Genomic DNA, 22,695 nt, shown 5'->3' on the forward strand with positions numbered 1-22,695 from the left:
CCTTGTATCATCTAATATCTAACCGATGCACGGTCTAGCGAGATCGGCACAAAGTAGACTCTTGTTTAACGTGATAAGGAGATCATCGACAGTGACATCGTTTCAACCTACTACAGACTTGTTAGCTTCAGCTCAAATCACTTTTGATAACATGCGTAGCTACTATGAACATTACTCGGTTGACTGGCAGCTGCCACAAATCCATACGCAAATAGCCGATTTAGAAAACTGGGATATTGTTTATAACGGTGAGATTGTGGGTGCGATTCGCTTAGCCTATGACAGCCAAGGTTGTTACCTGCGTGACTTACAAGTGGCGCAGCAGTTTCAAAATAAAGGCATAGGTCGTGATGCGATAGCTGAAGTCAAACGCTTGGCGATACAAGCGGGTGCCAATCAACTTCGGCTACGGGTGTTTAAAATTAGCCCTGCAGTCAGTTTGTACCAAACCATTGGTTTCACAATCGACACTCAGGAAGAACGGTTTTATTACATGTCCTTGAAAATAGTTGAATAAGTCGCTTTAACCGATAAAAGAAAGGAGTCATTAAGTGAAAGGTCATTGTTTGTGTGGTCACGTCTCGTTTGAAATAACAGCTGAATTACCCCCGGTTTATCAATGCCATTGTTCTTTATGTCGCCGGGTATCTGGTTCATCGTCTAACTCAGCGCTAATTATTGCAGCGCCCAATTTTAGATGGCTATCGGGTCAAAGCGGTATTCGCTCATTCTCTACAGAGTCTGGTTTTAAATCAGAATTTTGCCAGATATGCGGCAGCCCAGTGCCAAATATTAATGCCAGCGGCAATGCATACTGGGTGCCTGCTGGGCTGCTATCAGAGCCAGTAGATACCTCGGTGCTCGCTCATGTTTACAGTGATTCCCATGCAAGTTGGGATGTCGGGTTTCTTAGCGATAGCCTAGCAAAATTTGCCGAAATGCCAAGTGAGCAACAATGGAGTGAGCTTTGTCGCCAGCACGTGCACGACAAGTTGGCTAACAAAGCGTAAAGCCCACTATGTTGCACTTTCAGATCAATTAAACTGGCTTGTGTTGTGGGTGTACCATTTAGGGCTACTTTATTATCTCGCGTTTGTAGTAAGCTACCTGTCGAGTAAGCAATAACTATTAATATAAAAACCAAAGGATTGGCAATGAATATCGACAAATGGGCAGTCATTAGAGCGAAAGGTAAAGCACGTTTTGTGATGCAACATGGCGTGTTGTATTGGGGCATCTCTACCGCGCTTATGTGGTCAGTTATCATGCACCTAATTGAGCCAACTGAACCTCTGTGGGTTAGACCCGCCGTTGCCTTGGTGTTGTTTCCCCTAGGCGGCATATTTTTTGGTCATTTTGTCTGGCGATCATCAGAAGCTAAGTTCAATAGACTCACAAAATAGCCAATATTGATGACAAATGATAAGTTGATAGATCGACTTTTAATCCTTGTCTGGCATAAATTTGTACAATAGGCAGCGTAATTAACTCTACGAATTGATTATCCTAACTTAGTCGTAGTATAAACTGCTCAATGCAGTACAGAATGAAAAGTAGAAATGGAACCTGACTACCACACTTATACCCTTGCTGAACTTTATGAAGTGAAACAACACATGGATCAGCAACTATACCCAGCGCGATATCAGCGCGTTTTACATGAAATAACACTCAGAAAGAATCAACTAACCGACCAACCTGTAGTCATGATTGAGGAAAAGTTGAGAAGTCGCAAAGACTTGTACGCCTTCTTCAAATTGCTTTATCTTGTGCTACTCGGATATATCATTTGGTTGTTATACCAAGGGCTTTCAACTGGCATCATATACTTCAGAGCTGATACACAATTTAATTTACAAACTCACCCCAAGCTCTATTACTTTACCATGGCTTTCTGGGCTGTAGCGGGCTTTGTTTTTCTCCGGTCGCTGCTAAATAGGGATGACCACAAACAAGGCCTTGAAACTGACGATAAAACCTAAAAGCCGTCAAAGGTTAAAATCAGCCCACTAGCAATTTCTTTTGACTCTGCTGGCTCCTAAATAAATCACGTCCAGCTAAACTCACTGTGCAAACAACCGTTGGGTTGTTAATCGGGCACAATGTAAAAATAGATAATGCTTACGCACTATCTAACCGTTTTGGCTTTCTCAAAAACAAGCTGATATCCAATTCTTGCACTATGTAAACATCTCTTTAAATATAGGAATTAAGCTCTATCCCTCTGAAGTCATGCCTCAAAATTACTAACAGTATCTTTGCTAACTCTTTCGAATATCTTTTAAATATCTTTTTTGTAAAAACACCACAAACAATTGAATTTAAAGCTTTAAAGAAAATATAGGGAAATGTAATCTCAATTTTTGTTGCCTAAGCAATTTACTCGGATAATTTGAAATGGACTTTATCTAATATGAAAATTAATTGTTTTTTACTATTAACGCTAATGCTAATGCTAGCATCCGATTTAGCCTACGCGCATACCTTTGACTACTTGTTTTCTTGTGACAATTGCAAGCAACCAGATATAAAAGCGAAGTATTTAGTTCCTGACTACAGCGGGCCATCAGATAATGATGAAGACGAGTCTAAGGGTGAGAATTTCAGTGTGTTGCTCGTAGATGCTGTTAAAAGTGAGTATCATGCATATGAAGTCTTTGTTGATTATCAACAAAAAACCGTAGATGAGATAATACTGAACAATAAAGAACAAGAAATAGCTTCTAATGCTTTAGCCATGGCTCGCATTAAGACTAAGCTAAAATCGATGTTTAATCGTAATATCGATAAGTTAAGCTTTCCAAATAACTACATAAATAAACAAGTGTACCGCCAATCAGGTGTTGAACTTGATTGCCAAGATCCAGGTGTTGCTGCTAAATCGCGAGTTTGTCAAGACGTGTACACTCGTGAAATTGCAGCCGAAACCTTAAGCCAGAATATCAATGAGCTTTTGCTAGAAGAGAAAAATTGGCTAAGTGAGGCTACTTTTAATTTCGGCGTGGTAAATTGGTCACTAAAGCAAGTTAGGCAAGGTAATATCATTCGCTACATCACTAAAGATGGCCAGATAATAGCGTTTAAATTTAGCAATGATTCCCATACTGCAGTGGCATTTTCCAATAAGGAATCCGTTTATAGTAACGGCACCAGTGTTTTTGACTACCAAGAAATGAATGAGTTTAACAGTGGTTGGGGCTATGATGCTGAAAATTGGGTTAAATCCAATGGATGTACCGTATTAAATGGCAAATTTTCAGCAAACTATATTTATAGCATTACCCGAGAAAGTGATGGCAGTATTGATGTTGAAACCGTGTTGGTGGAAGAACAAGAAATAGAAATTGATTGTGATTAACGATCAAAAAAGGCCTCAACTGAGGCCTTTTTAAGTCAAACTGATTAGCTTAATTAAAGACGGATACCGGCTTTAGCTAAGTCTTTTGCAGTCACAGTGCTAGGAAGTGGTACATAACCATCTTTCTCAACAATTTGCTGACCTTGCTTAGACAGTACAAAGCGTAGAAACTCACGCTCTAGCGGAGCTAAGTCTTTGTTTGGGTGCTTGTTCACGTATACATATAGGTAACGTGATAGTGGGTAAGTACCGTTAGCTGCGTTTGCTGCTGTTGCCTCTACAAACTTGTCGCCCTTCTTAGATACAGCTACCGCTTTAACACCTGCAGTTTTGTAGCCAATACCTGAGTAACCAATCGCATTCAATGATTGTGATACAGACTGTACTACTGATGCAGAACCAGGTTGCTCGTTGACGTTCGCTTTAAAGTCACCTTTACAAAGTGCTTTCTTTTTGAAGTAACCGTAAGTACCTGATACAGAGTTACGACCATATAGCTGTACGTCACGTGCTGTCCAACCGCCTTCTAGACCAACATCACCCCAACGCTTAACATCGTCACCACCGCACTTGTGTGTTGCAGAGAAGATACCGTCAATCTCATCAATGCTTAAGCCTTTGATTGGGTTATCTTTGTGAACGAATACAGCCAATGCGTCAATCGCAACACGAATGGCAGTTGGCTGGTAGCCATAATGCTTTTCAAATGCTTCAACTTCGTTTGGCTTCATTTGACGGCTCATTGGGCCGAACTGTGAAGTACCTTCAGTCAAAGCTGGTGGCGCAGTAGAAGAACCTGCAGCCTGAATCTGGATATTTACGTTAGGATAAAGCTCTTTATACTCTTCGGCCCACAAAGTCATCATGTTTGCCAAGGTATCTGAACCTACTGAAGATAGGTTACCTGAAACACCACTGGTTTTTTCATATACTGGTAGAGTCTGATCAATGGCAGCCATAGATGCTGCAGAAAAGACACTAGCGGCTGTAAGACTAACCGCACCGACAAGCTGTTTAAGTTTCATTCTTTGCTCCAATGTTAAGCGAAGTTGCTTAGTAACTTTATTAAGTTGCAGCTAGTATCAATCGCAACAGTGACAAGTCTATGACTAAGATATGACACTTAAATGACAACGCGACAAATAAACAGCAAAAATCGACCATATTTGCGCCATTCAGATCCCGTTTGACCAAATATTACGTTGAGTCGTCAAAATTCTGCAATCAATTCGACTTCTCAGTTTGTTATAAACAGTAAATAGCACCATTTTTCTGTTAACAAGCTGCCACAGCCCAGTAACGAAAAACGGCCTGTTAACAACAGGCCGTTTTAAATTTATACGCTAACTGACAATAATCTTACGATGAGCTTGGATTCTCGTCGCCTTCGTTGACCAATAAACGGTTAGGGATAATAAAGCTAAAGCAGCTGCCTTTACCCACTTGGCTATTGATCTGCAATTCACTTTGGTGATGACTCAAAGCATGCTTGGTGATCGCCAAACCTAAACCCGTACCGCCATTTTGACGTGAGCGCGCACTATCTACCCGATAAAAACGTTCTGTGAGTCGACTTAAGTGTTGCGCCGCAATACCTTCACCGGTATCGGTGACACTAAACTTAGCCCCTAGCGGTACACGTTGCCATGCAATCGTAATGGTGCCGCCAGGTTCAGTATAGCGAATAGCATTAGACACTAAGTTAGTGCAAGCACTGCGCAGCTGCAGTTCATTACCATAAATGTCTAAATCTGGTTCAAAGTTAACAATGATTTGGTAGCGCTCAAGTGAAAGCGCATTGGCTTCCTCTTTAAGGGTTTCCATCATCAAGGTCATATTGACTTTGTGCTCAAGGTTAACCCCTTGTGCATCTTCAATCCGCGACAGGACTAATAATTGCTCTACCATAGAGCGCATACGATTAGTTTGCTGCTGCATTTGATCCATGGCTTTTACATTGGGCGAATTTGGCTCGGCCATGCCTTGCATCATTTCTAGGTAACCCTGCAGCACGGTCAAGGGAGTTTTAAGTTCATGGGAAACATTAGCCACAAACTCTTTGCGCATCCCTTCTAATTGTCGCACTCGAGTGATATCGCGCGCCATCAACAGTAACTGCCCTGCCCCATAACCCATAATTCGGATCTCTAACACCCGACCATCGGCTTGCGAGCCGGCCAATTCAAATGGCTCATCGTAATCATTTTTTTTGAGGTACTTAGAAAAGTCAGGGTAACGAATCAAGTTGTCGATACGTTGGCCATTATCTTGCGGCCAAACTAAGCCAAGCATCAGCTGTGCAAGTTTGTTACACCAAATAATGTTGTGCTCGGCATCAAGTACCACCGCCGCATCGGGCAAGGCTTCGGCACCTTGACGAAATCGGCCAAGCAAGAAGGCTAATTGTGATACACGCTTACGGTTTTTACCTTGCAAGCGATAGATACCATTGAAGATGCCTTCCCAGCTACCACTGCCATTAGGCGGGGTTAGGCGTCGGTCACGCCAGAGCCAATAATTAAGACGGGAGATTTGACGATAGTGCCAAACAAGCAAGGTAATACAGGCTAACAACATCACCCATAGCACTTCACCAACCAAGAGGCCAATCAATAGCGATATGGCTAGAATAGAAAATAGCCGCGATAGCAGTCGATAACCAGAATATGAATCAAACATAGGGTAACCAATATGAGTAACAGGCACAGATTAAACTAAAAGCGATTCTGTGCCTACTCATTTACTATAGGCGGGTAGAGAAACGGTAACCTGCACCGCGAACAGTTTGAATCAAACGATCATGCTCTGAAGGTTCAATCGCTTTTCTCAAGCGACGAATATGCACATCAACAGTGCGGTCTTCAACATAAACGTTAGTCCCCCAAACGTTGTCTAATAGCTGCTCACGGCTATATACACGTTCTGGGTGGGTCATAAAGAAATGCAGTAAACGAAACTCGGTCGGCCCCATATCAAGCACCTGCTCACCCACAGTCACTCGGTGGCTTACAGGGTCAAGAACTAAACCTTGTACATCTATCGGCTCTTCAAGCGCGGTAGGTGCACTGCGACGCATTACGGCTTTAATACGTGCAACTAATTCCTTTGGCGAAAACGGCTTAGTGATATAGTCATCAGCGCCGACTTCAAGTCCTTTTACTTTGTCTTCCTCTTCACCACGTGCTGTTAGCATGATGATGGGAATGTGACGGGTAAATTCATCTTGGCGCAATTTCTTCGCCAATTGGATACCACTGCCACCTGGAAACATCCAATCCAGTAACACTAAGTCTGGATACGGCTCAGACAACATATCTAGGGCTGAATCGAAATCCTCTGCCGCAGTTGTCGTAAAGCCGTGCTGTTCCAACACAAATGTTAGCATCTCCCTGATGGCTAACTCGTCTTCAACTATCAATATCCTAGCAGTCATATGCGATCTTCTATCAGTGAATTTTATCAGTGAATATGTTCAACGCTATTATTGGTCAGATTTATTACAAAATTATGATCGACTGTGCGCATATTGTCATAAAGCGCGAATAAATGTCATAAAAACGCCGTGTAAGATCGCAAAAAGGAGGCCTAAGGCCTCCTTTTAAACATTAGATTGTTTTTAAATCAAAACAATTTAGAACTTGTGGTCAATACCTAGACCGATGAAGTTGTCATCTTTGGCTGCGCCTTCGTAGCTAGTCGCAGTGTAGAAAGCAAACAGTTTAGTTGGCTTACCTAGTTTGTAGTCTGCACCGACTGACCAAGAATCACCTTTGTCTTCCATATCTTGGAATTGCGCTTTAAGTACCACTGAATCGATAGTGTAAGCAGCGCTGACTAGGTAACCTGAGTAGCTGTCGCCATCGAATGGGTTAACAGTATCATTGTCATCAACGTCATAGACTTTTTCTTCTTGCTGGTACATTGCACCTAGTTGGACGCCTGCAATTTTACCTTGTACGGTTGCACGAGCAACTTGGTAACCTTTGACATCTGAATCATAAGCGATAGCTGCATAGATTGGTGAGCTCTTAAGACCTGAATCACCGTACATTGCTGCTAAGCTGTAGCCATCTTGCTCAAGCTGATCACTGTCACCACTTGCAGCGTAAGTCACACCTAACTGGAAACCGCTCATTGAAGGCGTTACGTAAGTTGCAGTTTGTGCTAGACGGTTCTCACCTTTGAACAAGTTCTTAAGGTCGCCTGATAGGTCGTTGAATTGGTCCACTTTTCCTTGTGACTTTTTCAACATAGTATCGTTACGACCAACAGAAACGGCACCAAAGTTGCCACGTAGGCCAACAAACTGGTTTCTGGCTTTGAAGTTCTCTTTAGCAGCATCACCCGTATCAACTTCATACTCGATAGTATAAAAAGCTTCTAGTGAGCTGCTAAGTTCGAATGCGCCTTTAACACCTAAGCGTGAAGAGTTGCTTTGGATAGTCGTTTCAGAGTCGCCTTGTACATCATTAGATTGCGCTGTAACGTTTAATTTGCCGTAAACTGTAAGAGGATCTGCAGCATGCGCTGAGGCAAGAGTCGCAGTAGCAAGGGCAGAGGCTAGTAGAGTTTTACAAAAAGCGTTCATCATTTAATCCTTTCGACGTTTACTTCGTCTGGTTATTGGTTTGGACGGCCGAAAGTGTGCATTTGTTATATTGCAGTTTTATTTCAATTGATTGCTAAATTAGTCACATCTGTTGCAAAAATGTTGGCAACACAGGCCGAAAAGCCCGCCACCACGGGCTTTGCTCACTGTCATAAAAAATATGACAGTTTGATGAATTATCACTTTGATAACATTTAAATCGGTTTATCTAATGGTTTACCGCGCGCCTACAATGGCATACACTGCCGTTTTATTTTTGATTGAGCGCCTGTTATGTGGTTTAAAAATCTCACCGTTTATCGTTTTAATAAACCTTTCTCTGTCGATACAGAAGCGCTAGAGAAATCCCTTGAAGACTTCACTTTCTCTCCTTGTTCTAGCCAAGACATCAGTAAGTTCGGCTTCTCTAAAGCCTTGGGCAAACATGGCGATGCACTGGTACACAGTGCCAATGACCGTCATCTTATCTGTGCAACTAAAGAAGAAAAGATTCTTCCCGCACAGGTAATTAAAGAAGCGCTTGAAGAAAAAGTGGCGCAACTTGAAGCCGAAGAAGACCGTAAGCTCGCCAAAAAAGAAAAAGATGCACTAAAAGAAGAGATCACCACCACGCTTTTACCGCGTGCTTTTTCACGTAGAAGCCAAATCCACGCGCTGATTTTGCCTGAAATCGATATGATTTTAGTCGACAGTTCAAGTGCCGCTAAGTCGGAAGAGTTATTAGCGCTATTGCGAAAAGCACTCGGCTCTTTACCTGTGATTCCACTGAGCTTTAAAACCCCATTGGAAACCCAGATGACCCAATGGCTGCAAGAAAACCACGCGCCAGCACCTTTTGAAATGCAAGATGAAGCTGAATTAAAATCTGACTCAGATGAAGGCGGCATCGTTAAGTTTAAGCAGCAAAGCCTAGTAGAAGCTGAAGTACTGGCGCACCTTGAAGTGGGCAAGCAAGTGCACAAGTTAGCTCTTCATTTTGGCCAATCCATTGCTTTTGTGCTGCAATCTGATGCTGGGATCAAGCGCTTAAAGTTCTCGGAGGAGTTTAGAGCTGGCAATGATGATGTGGGTAATGATGACCCCATCGCACGATTAGATGCTGACTTTGCCTTAATGGGTAGCGAGCTCATTGCCTTGATGAACTCATTAGTTGAAGTGCTTGGCGGCTTGGAAGACAGTTTATAATTAGTCAGCACGGCACCAATAATAAAAAACCACCTTACGGTGGTTTTTTATTCTCTACGCCATCAACACGCTATTATTGCAGTTCGCCCGCCTCGTCAAATGGCCAATCGATACCCAGCCAGGCGCTAAAAAAGGCTTTCTGTGCTGCAGAAGGTTTATCAACACTCATCAATGACAAATCACCGCTCGGCTTCTCTCCTAAGGTTAATGTCACTTGTTTAAGTTTGTCATCACTAAACAGCAGCAGCTCAATACTGTCATTAGGCGCAAAATCTTTTAAGCGTTGCGACAATCCTTTTGCCGTCACTCGCAGGCCATTGATGGCAATAATCTCATCGCCATTAACAATACCTGCCTGCCACGCCGGACCATTTAAGGCCACATGTTGTAGGACTAAACTGCCTTTTTTGGCCTCAAAGCCACTATCAACTTGCACGCTATTATCGCTACCGTAACGCATGGCTAAGCCCGCTTGTTGCAGTAGCTCTGGGTAATCAAGCACTAAAGGATGATTAATATGTTGCTGCCACCAAGGTTGATAATCTTTGCCGCTGACTTGTTGCAAAATCCCTTGCACATCTTTCACGGTATAGCCTAAAGGAATGCGATGGTTTGCATAGAGTGCCTGATGCACATCTCGGTATGATTTCGCCAGCTTGGTGTCTTGTAGTAGCGCAAAATCCAGCGCCCAAGAGGCAATAAAGCCTTCTGAGTAGATATTAGCACTGTGGTTTTTGGCATAATCACCACCGCTTGATACCCACTTATTGGCACTGCCTTGGGCAATAGATTGCACCGCGCGACCTGGGGTATTGATACTGCTATCAACGCGTCTTGCTAAGTCAGCTAAAAACTCTTTAGCAGTTATCACGCCTGCTCGCAGCAATAATTGGCTTTGAAAGTAACTGGTAGAGCCTTCTGCAATCCATAATAACTCAGTGATACCTTCTTGCTGATAGTTATAAGGCACCAGCCCTTGTGGGCGATAGGCTTTCACATTCCAAGTATGGATAAACTCGTGTGAGGCCGTTTTAATAAAGCCCAAGTAGTCTTTGCGCTCTCTAAAGCTAAATCTTGGTCGCTGGATCACCGTCGAATTGAGATGTTCTGTCGCACCACTTGCCCCGCTTGTTGCATGCACCATATACACATACCGCTCAAAGGGGTAGTCAGACCAAATCGCCTTAGCTTGGCCACTTAACTTAGTTAAGTCTGTCACCATCTCATCTAAGTTGTAGTTGCCCTCACCCCACACGACCAGTTCATAGTCGCGGCCATCAGCGCTAAATTGACGATGCTGACTAATGCCGGTTTCTATCGGGGAGTCGACCAACACGTCATAGTTCAACGCCATAAAACGGTGAGTTTTATCGCCACTCACCATACCGGAATAACTGCGCCAGTCCTGCGGCACACTTAAATCAACTTGCAGTGGTTCATTGCGAAAGCTCGGACTATAAACAAATACCCCACTGGCATCGAGATAAGCATGGCTGTCATTAATATGCGATACACGTTGGCCAAGTTTATTGGCATAAACCTGATAGCTAACCGTGACAGCGCTAGGTTGGGTTAATTTCACCGTCCACTCACCACTAGCGGTGCGCTGCCAAGGCAAGCGATTGCCTTGAGCGTCTACCGCCGTAAAGTAACGAATCACATCGCCTAAGGGCAGCACTTCGTACTTACCGGTGCGCCAAACCGGTAAATTAACCTTTAATTGGCTTTGCTCTGTTGTGGGGAAAGTGACGCTGACCTTGGCCAAGTGATGATGAGGCTCGGTAAGGTCAATATGATAATTGACCTGCGCATATGTGTTTACACTAAAAAGCCCTGCAAGAAATAAAATCAAGGATACTGCTAGTTTCACTCTGGCTTCCTTCTGTTATTATTGTTAGGAAATAGTGCCAGAAGTATATCGCGTATTGGCGATAATAGCCTTTATAAGCAACAATAATTTAAAAACCCAGTTTACATGGGTAGGTAACTCTATATAAATGCGCCCTATATTTACCTTGATTTTTCTCAGCTTAATATTGCTGTCAAATGTAGTCTATGCTGTTGATAATATTGCTATAGAAGTTAAAGTCCGTGAGTCTGCGGCTGACTTATATAAAGATGTTACCAGCACGATTACCCTGCCAATCACCTTTAGCGATGAAGCTGAATTTAACGCGGTGGCTCAATCGCAGGGCTTCACACCCCAGGAGCTTAAACAGCAGCTGCAGCTGACGTTACGTTTACTGCTTGCAACCGGTGTAAAGGTTGAAAACAACTTCCCCCAAGCCCAGCAACTAATAGAACAGCTCAGTATCATCTCCCACAGCGAGTATGACTTAGCTTTTTTATATGCCATGCAAGGCCGCTTTGCGGGTCGCAGTCGCCAAGATTTCCCAACCGCTATCACCGAGTACAATCGCGCACTAGACAAAGTGCAATCGCTTAGTGGTGTACAGGCATTATTGTTAAAACATACGATTCATCAGCACTTGGGCGATTTGAATCGTATTGTGCGTCAAAATGAGCAAGGGCTTTACCATTTAGGCCAATATCGACAGCTGGCTTACCAACTGAAAAACGGTTACCTGATAGCTAAAGCTGAAGCGGCTATGGGTCACTATTATAATAAAACCGAGCAATTGACCCGCTCTTTACAGCACTACGCTGAAGCGATTCGATTATCAGAACAGCTCAACAAACCTTACTTAAAAGCACAGTTACAACTTAGTTTAGCGCGGGTATATCGTGATTTACGTTCGTGGGACGAAGCACTGACTTATGCCCATAGAGCAGCTGAAGAATTCACCCGGCTTGAACATGACAGCTATGTGTCAGCTTCAATGACCGTGATCGCTATGGTGTATGGTGAACAAGGGATGTGGAACCAGGCTATTGATTACTATCTAAATGCTCATCAATTAGATGTTAAACGTAAAAACTATACCGCCCAAGCTTTGAACTACCATAACCTTGGTGAAGCTTATTACAATAATGGCCAAACTCAACTAGCACTCGATGTATTAAAAGAGTCCAATGGCATATTTGTACAACGCAAGAGCAATCATTACTTAGTCTACAGCGATCTGTTGATTGCCGAGGTCGCCAATAGCGCAGCGCAGTGGCAACTGGTCGATACCCACGCCACTAGAGCTTATGAGCTAGCAACCAGCCAAACCTTGTTAGATGAGCAGATTGAAGCACTACAATATCGCGCCAATGCCCTGAAAAACACAGGCCAACTGGATGAAACCCTGCAAGTCATCGAGCAACTTATCGTCCATGCCAATGCACACAGTCAGCAAACCAGTAGTGAAGATAGTGGCCAAACAAGTTCACTGACAGAACAGAAGTTAAAACTAGAACTCAACCAATTAAGCAGCAAACAAAAAGACAGCCAAGCAGCGCTGGAACAATCAAAAATTGCCTTAGTGGTAATCTGCATCATATTGGCATTTAGCTTGCTCACTTTATTTAATGTGCGCCAAGGTCGAAAAAAGTTACAGTTACGAGAGCAGCAACTCAGTAAGCAAGTTTTACAAGACCCGCTTAGCCAATTGCCGGGCTATCGGGCGCTAATCGCCCACCTGAGTGATACTGACAAGCCAAAAACTATTGCCAGCTTTTCACTTACCGCCCAGCTTAATAGTGATATTAATCAGGGCTTAGCGTGTAATAGCGACATGATTGCTGAGCAATTTAATGCCATAGTTGAGCGCACGGGTGCGCAAGTATTTGTAATACGCCCGGGGCTATTTAGCTTGTGTTTAAACGAGCAAGTAGAACCGCAACACTTGTTAGAACAAATTCGCTTGGCAATCAATGAGCACCACGGCGATACCGCCATACATTTAGGGCTACTGCAATTGCCACTGCTGGACAATCCAAATGCTAAATTGTCGGCGCAAACTTACTACACGAGTTTGCAAATGGTGCTCGCCGGTGCCCAAAGCTTAGGCGAAGCGCAAGACTACTACGTCACCTTTAAGCCTCTTAATTTTACGCCAGTGGCAATTTTTACATCTCCACTATACTTACACTTAGAAAAAGCCATCGCCCGTGGCCTGTTAAAAGTGACAACGAACGGTAATAAAGACACGATTTTGTGGCCAAGATGGAAAAGTCATCAAGATATTGATGTGGATAGTCTAAATTAATTAAAGTTAGCGTATAATTGTGCCGATAAAATACTGATTTTCAGTAAACAATTAATCGGCTAACATGACGAGAGTCAAACTTTGTTAAACTATCCAAATCGAACATTAAACAAGGACGCTGAATCAAAGGTAAACATGAAGGATACGACGGCTAATATTTCGCAAATAACTCTGCTCAAACAAAAGTTGCACTCAGCTCGTGCAGCGTTAGAGGAGATGAACGAAGATCATAATCAAAAGCTGGCGTCATTACTGCAGTTTATCGGCCATTTAAGCCTGGCCTGTAAAGGACAAAACCTTGAGCTCGATAATAAATTAGCCAAATTACGCCACAAACTCGGTGGTTTTGATCGGGTAGAAGAAGCCTTGCCTGAACTGGTTGAAGTTGAGCAAATCCTCAAACAACAATACAACCATGTGATGGTGCAACTAGAAGACGGTCGCACCAGCCTGTCTAAAGTCATCCGCCAATTACAACGGGTAGACTCAGCGCCTGCGCAACTGAAAAAAGAGATCAGCTACTTTAAACAAGAGCTGGCCAAACCTTTCCATACCTTTTGGGATTATATTCCTAAAGTCGAACGCTTGGTTGGCTTTTACGACGCGATTTTACAAGAGCAACTGACTCAAGGTGACAAGCTAGAAGTCCTGCCTAAGCATCGACAGTTAGCCCATGAACTGGCGCAAATGATCTCAGAAATTGAGTTTCGCAAAGATCAGCGCGACCAAGTTTTAGTCGTTAAAGACACCCTAACCGATGACATTGAAGTTGAAAGCTTAATTGATGCCTACCAGACCATCTTAACCTTATTGTTAGAGAACATTGCGCTTGAGAAATCAGCGTCGCAAGAGTTCTTATATGCGCTTAACGATGCACTGTCAGCGGTGCGCGAAGTCGTTAGCGATTCATACAACAATAATCAACGTAGCTTCCAATTAAAAAAGCAGCTCAACCGCGAGATTAACAGCCGCGTTGATAATGTTGGCGACGCAATAATCGATATTGATGACATTCACAGCTTGAAGTCGCAAGTTACAGAGCAGCTGGCTTCACTGCGAACAGCGCTGGGACGCAAAGAAGCTTTAGAGCAGCGAGAGCAAGCCCTGCTGCGTAAGTCGATGGAAACCATGCGCACAGAGCTCAATGAGCTGAGCCGCGAAGCCAATACCTATAAAGAGCGCTTATTTGAACAGCAAAAGCTCAACTTGTTAGATACCCTCACCCAGCTGCCAAACCGCGCGGCATTGGAAGAGCGTATGGAGCAAGAGTATCGCAATCATCAGCGCCATAAACAGCCATTGTGGGTTGCGGTGGCTGATATCGATCACTTCAAATCAATCAACGATACCTTTGGCCATAGTACCGGTGACAAGACCTTACAAGTTATCTCTATGGCACTTAAAAACTCGCTACGTGAAACCGAATTTGTTGCCCGTTATGGCGGTGAAGAGTTTGTCATGCTTATACCTGACGTATCGGCTACCGACATAGACCAACTGCTTAATCGGGTAAGGGAAAAAGTGAAAAACATTCCCTTTAAGTTTAAAAATCAGCGGATTACGGTTACAGTATCTATAGGTGCCGCACAAATCATGAATAATGAGCTCATCAATGAGACATTTGAAAGAGCAGATGCAGCCCTATACAAAGCAAAACACGAAAGCAGAGATAGAGTGGTTATTGACGTATAAGCGCAGACAATTTTTAGTTTATTTATCAAGTTCCTGGGTCTGCACGCCGCTCTACTAAGGAGTTGCCATGTTAGTCAACATCAGTCCCCGAGGCAGTATGGATCAACTTTCACAACTGGAAGTCGATCGCCTCAAGCAAAACGCCAAAAGTGATTTATACCAACTGTATCGCAACTGCTCATTGGCGGTACTCGCCTCTGGGCTCAATAGCGATAATGCCGAAAACCTATTCTCACAATACCAAGACTTTAATATTCGCGTACTCAGGCGCGAACGCGGCATCAAAATAGAACTCACCAATCCACCCGAAGCCGCATTCGTTGACGGTAAAATCATCACCGGAATTCAAGAGCATCTATTTGCCGTCTTACGCGACATTGTTTATATCAGTGATCGCTATGAAAACCTTAAACATATTAACTTAACCAACTCGAACCACATCACCAATGTGGTATTCGATATCCTGCGCAATGCTAAAGTGATGCCACGCCAAGAACCCAATATTGTTGTGTGCTGGGGCGGCCACAGTATCAATGACAATGAGTTTCTCTATACCCGAGAAGTCGGCTATGAACTGGGATTACGCGGCCATGATATCTGCACTGGTTGCGGCCCGGGCGCAATGGAAGGCCCAATGAAAGGCGCAGCGATTGGTCATGCTAAGCAACGGATCACCACCGCACGTTATATTGGCCTGACAGAGCCCAGCATTATCGCTGCCGAGCCACCTAATCAAATTGTCAACGAGCTGGTAATTTTACCGGATATTGAAAAGCGCCTAGAAGCCTTTGTGCGCATGGGTCACGGCATTGTGATCTTCCCTGGCGGCGCTGGTACCGCAGAAGAACTACTGTATCTACTGGGCATTTTGCTCAATAGCGACAATCAAGATAGACCCTTTCCGCTGATATTAACTGGTCCTGCAGCCAGTGCAGAGTATTTCAATAAAATCGACAAATTTATTGGCGCTACGCTTGGTCAACAAGCACAAGATAAATATGAAATCGTCATCGATGATCCGGTCCGCGTGGCCAGAATCATGAGCCACGGCTTGGACGAAGTGCAATCAGACCGTAAAGACAGCGGCGATTCCTATCAATACAACTGGTCTTTGAAAATCGAGCCAGAATTTCAACTTCCGTTTGAGCCCACCCACGAGGCCATGAATAGCCTAGATTTACACTTTCAGGATAATAAAGCCGAACTGGCGGCTAACCTACGTAAAGCCTTTTCTGGTATCGTAGCGGGCAATGTAAAAATGGACACCATAAAGGCGATTCAAGCCGAAGGGCCGTTTGAAATAAAGGGTGATAAAGCCTTGATGGCCATGATGGATGAGCTGCTACAAGCATTTGTTGAGCAGCAACGTATGAAACTGCCTGGCAGTGATTATGTGCCCTGTTATCGTATCATCACTTAACATCGATGATGCGCAATTTATTATTAAGCAAAAGGACAACTGCTTGACCCCATGAACACCCTGTTAATAATTGATGGTTTAAATTTAGTGCGGCGCATGCACGCCGCACAAAAAGACGACACCCATATCGACGGTTTAGCGCCGAGATTGACGTCAGCCTGCCAAAAGCTCATCCAATATCATCAACCCAGCCATGCCGTTATTGTATGGGATGGTAAACAACAGTCATGGCGTAAACGCCTGTATGAAGATTATAAAAAAGATCGAAAACCTATGCCCGCTGCATTAGAGGCAGGCTTAGGTGACATTAAACAAGCCCTGGCAGATGCGGGCGTGCAATCGATAGATGCCGATAGCGAAGCCGATGATGTTATCGCCACACTCGCCACCAAAATGGTCAAGGCTAAGGGCGCAGCAATAATCGTCTCAACGGACAAAGGCTTTACCCAATTAACCCATCCACAAATTAGCCAATGGGATCATTTTGCCCAAGCAGCAATCACCGTTGAGGAGCGAGAAGCGAAGCTAGGTGTCGACCATGGACAGTTTATCGATTACCTCGCATTAGCAGGTGACAGTGGCAATAAAGTCCCAGGCGTACCCGGTATTGGCCCTAAATCTGCGATGGAATTGTTACGCACCTACCGCACACTGGCTAATATTTATGCGTCAATTGAAAATATTGGGGCTAAACAAGCAAAAAAGCTCGAGTCGGGCAAACAACTCGCCAGAATGAGCTACAAACTTGTGCAATTACAAATAGATATGCCGTTAGAGGTCAATCTAAGCCAGTTCAGATTAGCCAAATGATTGCCAGAATGTAAACATTAAGTTACTTATCTCACATTTACCCGACGGTCGAATGTCGCTATCTTATCTAAGTAAAGATAACAGACAGTGTAATATCACTGCACAGATTTATAGATTACACGTCCCGTACGTGTAGCAAGTTCAAGGATTGTTCGACGATATGAAATCAAAAGCACCCGTCATTATTGGATCTATTTTTGCCGCTTATTTAGCTTTTGTGGCTGTGGTGGTATTAGTTTATGAACCTACGCCTGATGAAATGGATTGGGAAGATAGACAAGCCTATAACGCAGCTAAACTGACTGAGATTAACCTAGGCCAAAGCATAGAAGAAGTGAGACTACTATTAGGCAATGCGGATTTCAGCGAAGCAAAAATGAGCCAAGGCGTCAGCTTACAAGTGCTTTTTTATCGTACCCACCATACCAAATCAGATGGTGAGACCACTCGAGATGAATGCACGCCGTTACTCTTTCAAGACAATAAGCTCATTGCCTGGGGCGATGACACTTATAATCAATATGTCACCGCTTCTATTCCTGCGGGCGAAACCTCTCAATAAACTCCAGCTCATGCACTGCTAAATCTTTAGCAGTGCTAAACCCTAAAACCACAATAACCAGCGTGGTACTTTACGGCAATAGTCTTGATAGTCGTCACCAAACTTTTGGGTCAAATAGCGCTCTTCGGGTGCAATGGCAAACTGGTACACCAACACCAGTGATGGCAAGGTACTTAAAATGACCCAACCTTTACCTACAAACAGCCCGATACCTATGGGGTAACTGCAAAATAGCAGGTAAATGGGATTGCGACTGTAAGCATAAATACCGTCAACAATCACTGTTGAAGTAGGTTTCCAAGGTTCGATATTGGTTGATTTCTGGCGAAAGTTAATCGCTATTTTTAACAAGGCAAGCGAGCCTACTAGCGGCAGCAGTAGCCCCATATAATGCACAGGCTCAGGCAACTTAAAGCCCATAGGTACAGCCAATTCCAATGCCATGGCAACTAAAATCATACTGATAAACATCATAGGTGGGGGAAACTTAACCTGCGGGCCACGGCGATCATCCATAAAATCATTACGCTCCTTGTTTGCGATTAGCCTTCTAAACTGCCGTGCTATAGCCTGCAAGTCAAGTATTAAAAAGCCGAGCATTATCGCTCGGCTTTGTTAGACATTATGTTGATTAGTCAGCTTTTTTATACTCTTGGTAAGCTTCGCCTTGTTGCAACCACTGCGGTGCAGGTTTGCCCTTAAGGTAATGGTCGAAATACTCCATCATGCGAATGCTGTAATCGAGCTTATTTGGATATTTTTTCAAGTGATGTGGTTCATCTTGATACTGCAAGAACACCACATCTTTACCCGCCCTACGCATCGCTAGATACATTTCAACGCCTTGCTCCCAAGGCACCGCATCATCTTTATCACCAAACATGATCATCATCGGTGTTTTAATGCGCTCAGCATAAAATACCGGCGAGTTCTCAATGTATTTGTGCGGCGACTTAAATAAGCTCTCACCGATACGGCTTTGACCGGTTTCATACTGGAACTGACGCGCTAAACCACTGCCATGGCGAATACCACTGTATGCACTTGTCATGTTTGAAACTGGCGCTCCGGTTACCGCAGCCTTAAAGATATGCGTTTGTGTAACGGCAAAAGCGGTTTGATACCCACCCCATGAGTGCCCTTGTATACCAATAGCATCTGGGTCGGCAATGCCCATATCGATTAGTTTTTGCACACCTGAATTCAGCGCCTGCACCGAACTTGGCCCAGGGTAACCCACTTCAAAACGGATATCGGGTAAGAATACCGCATAGCCATTATCGCTAAACCAAGCAAAATTTGGACGATGATTAATTTTCATCTGCGGGAAGGCGTGCAAACGGTCACTCATAAAGCGATAAAAATAAACTAATACCGGATAACGCTGACCTTCTTGGTAGTTAGTCGGCTTAATCAGTACGCCATCAAGTGGCTTACCATCGGCATTTGCCCAAGTCACTAGTTCAGAGTGGCTCCAATTTAAGCCCTCTTTTTGGGCGTCTAAATTAGTTTGTTGTACGGCCTTTTGTGGTTGACTAACATCGCCCACATACAGATCGGGGAACAGATCATAACGTTGTTTTGAAAACACAAACTCGCTGCTGTTCTCCGCTCGCGCTAGTGGCGTAAGCTTGTATTCACCCGCCATCAGTTTACTGACACCACTGACGCCAAGGTTAACTTGATAAAAACCGTCAGCCTTTGTGCGCTCATTATAACCATGCAATAACACTGCCTGCTCAGGCGCTAGTCGGGTAGGCTGTTCTTTATCTTCATACAGTCCCGCCACGCGGTACTGAATTTGCTGCTTACGGCCCTGTTTGGCGGTTAGACTGAATGCTTGCAGCGACTCAGTATTAAACTGCCACACATCATACTTGTCGTAAGCAATAAATCCTGAACCATCTGCTATCCAAGGACCAAAACCATAACTAGGTGGCATTGACGGATAGTCATGATCTTCATCACTAAACTGGGTCTTTAACGATTTAGTCAGGTTTACCCGTCTATCTTGGGCTATTTGATACAAGAACAGATCGCCCTGCTGATAATAAGCCACCGAGCGCTCATCAGGTGACAATGTAGGCCTTTCAGATGAAGGTTGCTGAGTTAAGAAAGCAATTTTTCGCCCTGTATTAATATCAATCAGGTAGAAATCTCGATAAAAACCCGCCCAGGTGATCATTTTGCGATAAGGGATATCTGAGCTAGCCAGCAGATAGCGTGATTGTTGCTCTAGCTGCACATCAGGCACCTGCTGGTCTGCCAACTGAACAATATTATTGCTGGCTAAATGCATTACCGCCAAATAAGTGCGTTTGAGTTCTTTGTCATACTGCTCAATCTCATTGGGTTTAATGCGCGGATCGTCACCATGCCAAATACGTAAATTACGTTGACCGGTTATCACCTGGCTATCTGTTAAATCTTGCGCTTGTTTAACTTCAGGCAGGCTTAACTGTTGGCTAACTTGCGGGACGCGACCAAAGAACAGTCGCTTGTTATCATCGGAAAAACTGACTTCACTGTAACGATTCAGTGTCCACTCTGCACTATTCACCACGGTGAACCAGCGATTATCACTGACATAATAAAGTGCTAGTTGGTATTCACGTCCGTAGGGGTTAGCCTCAACCGCACCAAAGGTATGGGCGACTCGCAGGCCATCTTCGCTGACGGCAATATGGCCAATTTGTTGGTCTGTGTATGCCTTGACTAGCGCAGTGCTGCCGGCTTTTAAATCACTCAAGTGCAACTGGTGCAGCTGATTAGCAATGTCATTAGTTGCCAACGCCAAATGGCTACCACTGCGGTTAAAAGCAAACGCGGTAACATGCTCAAAGGCTTGCTGTTGCATGTTAGCCAAATCTATCAAGACAAAACGACTGCCTTTATCGAACTTATCGATTTTAGGCGCTTTGTCTTTATTCTCTGCGTTATCGTCTTCGCTACCTTTAGCGGTTTTTTTCTCTTGGTCAGCTTCAAACCAGATAGCTAAGTGGGTGCCTGTGTCATTAAATTGAAAAGACTTCACCTGCTCATAGCTGGTTTCTTTGCCGGTCTTGGTATCAAGCAACACCATGCCCGCTTTAAGCTTTTTCTTTTCCTTTGCCGACGCCGTTTCCTTAGTTAACAAGGGTGTGTCACGTTTAAATGCAACAAAATGTCCATCTCGGCTCACTTTCGGCTTAGATGCATTTTCAACATTAAATTGTTGCGAAGATGTTAGCGTTTTCACCAGACCATGACTGTCACCACGATCGGGCGCGACTTCAACAGCAAGGGTGTTACCTTCAGCTGATATAACAGGCTTTTTGAGTGACTCAAACTGCATCACAGTTTGTGGCGTGATATTGCTAGCAAGCAAGTGAGGACTGAATATGCTGGCACTGACAACGGCCAGCGTAGCGAAAGATAGTGGCTTCAAAGTCTTCCCCGTTTTCTTATTATGGTTAATCTTCATAGGTTCACTTTATTAGACTAAAGTCGTCTTTTTTAACCTTTAACGAACAATCATGGTGATAAGCGCCGTTTATTGCAAGTTACCCTACAGAAAAAAACGTGAGATTGCTCACCTTTTTCTGTGAAAAGTGTTTAAAAGTGTTTAAAATGTATGAGACGACAAATAATAATTTTCACAGTCATTAATACCGTGTCTTCCGACATGGTCAGACAATAGCAGTAACGACCAACCGTGGAAGGACTCTCCATGTCAAAAAGAACTATAACCGTGATTCCTGGTGATGGGATTGGACCTAGTATTATCGATTCAGCAATCAAGATCCTCGATAAAGCCGGATGCGACTTCGACTATGAATTTGCAGATGCTGGTCTAACTGCACTAGAGAAACAAGGTGAACTACTCCCGCAAAGCACCTTAGATTTGATTGAAAAAAATCGTATCACTTTGAAGGGCCCCCTCACCACACCAGTGGGTGAAGGCTTTACCTCTATCAATGTGACTTTGCGTAAAATTTTCAGCCTTTACGCTAACGTTAGACCGGTACTATCTTTTAAAGGTACCCAAGCACGTTACGACAACATTGATATCATTACCGTACGTGAAAACACTGAAGGTATGTATTCAGGTTTAGGTCAAACCGTTTCTGATGACGGTGCAACTGCTGAAGCGACCAGTATTATTACTCGCCAAGGTGCAGAGCAAATCACAACTTTTGCTTATGAGTTAGCACGTAAAGAAGGCCGTAAAAAGGTCACTATCGTTCATAAAGCCAACATCATGAAGTCGACTTCAGGCTTGTTCTTGAAAGTGGCCCGCGAAGTGAGCGAGCGCTATCCAGATATTACCACTGAAGAGATGATTGTTGATGCAACTTGCATGAAGCTAGTCATGAACCCAGAAAACTTTGATGTGATTGTGACCACCAACCTGTTTGGTGACATCCTGTCAGATTTATGTGCTGGTCTAGTAGGCGGCTTAGGTATGGCACCAGGTGCTAATATCGGTAAAGATGCGGCAATTTTCGAAGCGGTACATGGTAGCGCACCTGATATTGCAGGTAAGAACCTCGCTAACCCAACTTCAGTGATTTTAGCTTCAATCCAAATGCTTGAGTATTTAGGCATGGCTGATAAAGCCGAAGCTATCCGCAGTGCAGTATCAGCGGTTATTGAAGAAGGCGACCGTACCACTCGCGATCTTGGCGGTACTCACGGCACTACTGACTTCACACAAGCTGTCATTGACCGCCTGTAAGCAATAAGCAGTGTTTACAAAAAAGCCCTGACATGGTCAGGGCTTTTTTATGTTTATTGGCTGCTAAATGGCAGTTATACCAATCAGTATAAGAATTTGATCTACTCAGCGTGCTTTTGGCAAACTAATTCAAGGCCGGCTAATTCAAAGTGAGTACTGAAACAATGGTTGCTCCCTTGTGAGGTTAT

The 22,695-nt window shown here is 43.9% G+C and carries 19 protein-coding genes; 12 read left to right on the top strand and 7 right to left on the bottom strand.

Going from position 1 to position 22,695, the window contains the following annotated elements:
• The first annotated feature begins 91 nt into the window (after positions 1-91).
• From FLM48_RS15140 to FLM48_RS15160, 5 genes are all read left to right on the top strand, one after another.
• On the top strand, positions 92-517 hold the full coding sequence (locus FLM48_RS15140) for an N-acetyltransferase (protein ID WP_179025210.1): 426 nt from the start codon (positions 92-94) through the stop codon (positions 515-517).
• A gap of 34 nt (positions 518-551) precedes the next feature.
• Complete coding sequence (locus tag FLM48_RS15145; protein WP_218645303.1) at positions 552-1,010, top strand: GFA family protein; 459 nt, start codon at positions 552-554, stop codon at positions 1,008-1,010.
• A gap of 144 nt (positions 1,011-1,154) precedes the next feature.
• Positions 1,155-1,403, top strand: coding sequence for a hypothetical protein (locus FLM48_RS15150; RefSeq protein ID WP_179025211.1), 249 nt, complete (start codon positions 1,155-1,157; stop codon positions 1,401-1,403).
• A gap of 156 nt (positions 1,404-1,559) precedes the next feature.
• A complete protein-coding gene (locus tag FLM48_RS15155; protein ID WP_179025212.1) occupies positions 1,560-1,982 on the top strand; it encodes a hypothetical protein in 423 nt (140 codons plus the stop codon).
• 431 nt (positions 1,983-2,413) lie between these two features.
• A complete protein-coding gene (locus FLM48_RS15160; protein ID WP_179025213.1) occupies positions 2,414-3,358 on the top strand; it encodes a hypothetical protein in 945 nt (314 codons plus the stop codon).
• A 53-nt stretch (positions 3,359-3,411) separates the two neighbouring features.
• On the opposite strand, the gene FLM48_RS15165 is transcribed toward FLM48_RS15160, so the two are convergent.
• The 4 genes from FLM48_RS15165 to FLM48_RS15180 all read right to left on the bottom strand — a co-directional run bounded on the left by FLM48_RS15165 (position 3,412) and on the right by FLM48_RS15180 (position 7,949).
• Entirely contained in the window at positions 3,412-4,383 is a 972-nt protein-coding gene (locus FLM48_RS15165) for a PstS family phosphate ABC transporter substrate-binding protein (protein WP_179025214.1), read from the bottom strand.
• A 334-nt stretch (positions 4,384-4,717) separates the two neighbouring features.
• A complete protein-coding gene (gene phoR / locus FLM48_RS15170) occupies positions 4,718-6,037 on the bottom strand; it encodes a phosphate regulon sensor histidine kinase PhoR (RefSeq protein ID WP_179025215.1) in 1,320 nt (439 codons plus the stop codon).
• Positions 6,038-6,101: 64 nt separating this feature from the next.
• Positions 6,102-6,791, bottom strand: coding sequence for a phosphate regulon transcriptional regulator PhoB (gene phoB, locus FLM48_RS15175; protein ID WP_028774637.1), 690 nt, complete (start codon positions 6,789-6,791; stop codon positions 6,102-6,104).
• A gap of 198 nt (positions 6,792-6,989) precedes the next feature.
• Entirely contained in the window at positions 6,990-7,949 is a 960-nt protein-coding gene (locus tag FLM48_RS15180) for a porin (RefSeq protein ID WP_179025216.1), read from the bottom strand.
• Between the two features lie 291 nt (positions 7,950-8,240).
• Here FLM48_RS15180 and rdgC point away from each other — a divergent pair, with 291 nt between their 5' ends.
• The gene (gene rdgC, locus FLM48_RS15185; RefSeq protein WP_179025217.1) at positions 8,241-9,152 is read left to right on the top strand and encodes a recombination-associated protein RdgC; all 912 of its coding nucleotides are present in this window, start codon (positions 8,241-8,243) and stop codon (positions 9,150-9,152) included.
• A gap of 73 nt (positions 9,153-9,225) precedes the next feature.
• Here rdgC and FLM48_RS15190 read toward each other — a convergent pair whose 3' ends face one another.
• Entirely contained in the window at positions 9,226-11,022 is a 1,797-nt protein-coding gene (locus FLM48_RS15190; protein WP_179025218.1) for a M61 family metallopeptidase, read from the bottom strand.
• Between the two features lie 127 nt (positions 11,023-11,149).
• On the opposite strand from FLM48_RS15190, the gene FLM48_RS15195 reads away from it, so the two are divergent.
• The 5 genes from FLM48_RS15195 (at position 11,150) to FLM48_RS15215 (ending at position 17,790) form a co-directional block, all read left to right on the top strand.
• On the top strand, positions 11,150-13,306 hold the full coding sequence (locus FLM48_RS15195) for a tetratricopeptide repeat protein (RefSeq protein WP_179025219.1): 2,157 nt from the start codon (positions 11,150-11,152) through the stop codon (positions 13,304-13,306).
• Positions 13,307-13,441: 135 nt separating this feature from the next.
• The gene (locus FLM48_RS15200) at positions 13,442-14,998 is read left to right on the top strand and encodes a GGDEF domain-containing protein (RefSeq protein WP_179025220.1); all 1,557 of its coding nucleotides are present in this window, start codon (positions 13,442-13,444) and stop codon (positions 14,996-14,998) included.
• 67 nt (positions 14,999-15,065) lie between these two features.
• Positions 15,066-16,418 carry a nucleotide 5'-monophosphate nucleosidase PpnN gene (ppnN, locus tag FLM48_RS15205; RefSeq protein WP_179025221.1) on the top strand — a complete coding sequence of 451 codons (1,353 nt, stop codon included), beginning with the start codon at positions 15,066-15,068 and terminating at the stop codon, positions 16,416-16,418.
• A gap of 51 nt (positions 16,419-16,469) precedes the next feature.
• Positions 16,470-17,228 carry a flap endonuclease Xni gene (gene xni / locus FLM48_RS15210; RefSeq protein WP_179025222.1) on the top strand — a complete coding sequence of 253 codons (759 nt, stop codon included), beginning with the start codon at positions 16,470-16,472 and terminating at the stop codon, positions 17,226-17,228.
• A 160-nt stretch (positions 17,229-17,388) separates the two neighbouring features.
• Entirely contained in the window at positions 17,389-17,790 is a 402-nt protein-coding gene (locus tag FLM48_RS15215) for a DUF3192 domain-containing protein (protein ID WP_028774645.1), read from the top strand.
• A gap of 42 nt (positions 17,791-17,832) precedes the next feature.
• Here FLM48_RS15215 and FLM48_RS15220 read toward each other — a convergent pair whose 3' ends face one another.
• The gene (locus FLM48_RS15220; protein ID WP_179025223.1) at positions 17,833-18,306 is read right to left on the bottom strand and encodes an isoprenylcysteine carboxylmethyltransferase family protein; all 474 of its coding nucleotides are present in this window, start codon (positions 18,304-18,306) and stop codon (positions 17,833-17,835) included.
• A gap of 115 nt (positions 18,307-18,421) precedes the next feature.
• Positions 18,422-21,217, bottom strand: coding sequence for a prolyl oligopeptidase family serine peptidase (locus FLM48_RS15225; RefSeq protein WP_372847484.1), 2,796 nt, complete (start codon positions 21,215-21,217; stop codon positions 18,422-18,424).
• A 282-nt stretch (positions 21,218-21,499) separates the two neighbouring features.
• Here FLM48_RS15225 and FLM48_RS15230 point away from each other — a divergent pair, with 282 nt between their 5' ends.
• Entirely contained in the window at positions 21,500-22,507 is a 1,008-nt protein-coding gene (locus FLM48_RS15230) for an isocitrate dehydrogenase (protein WP_028774648.1), read from the top strand.
• The last annotated feature ends 188 nt before the right edge of the window (positions 22,508-22,695 follow it).

This window comes from Shewanella sp. Scap07 (assembly GCF_013394145.1).
Lineage (GTDB): Bacteria > Pseudomonadota > Gammaproteobacteria > Enterobacterales > Shewanellaceae > Shewanella > Shewanella waksmanii.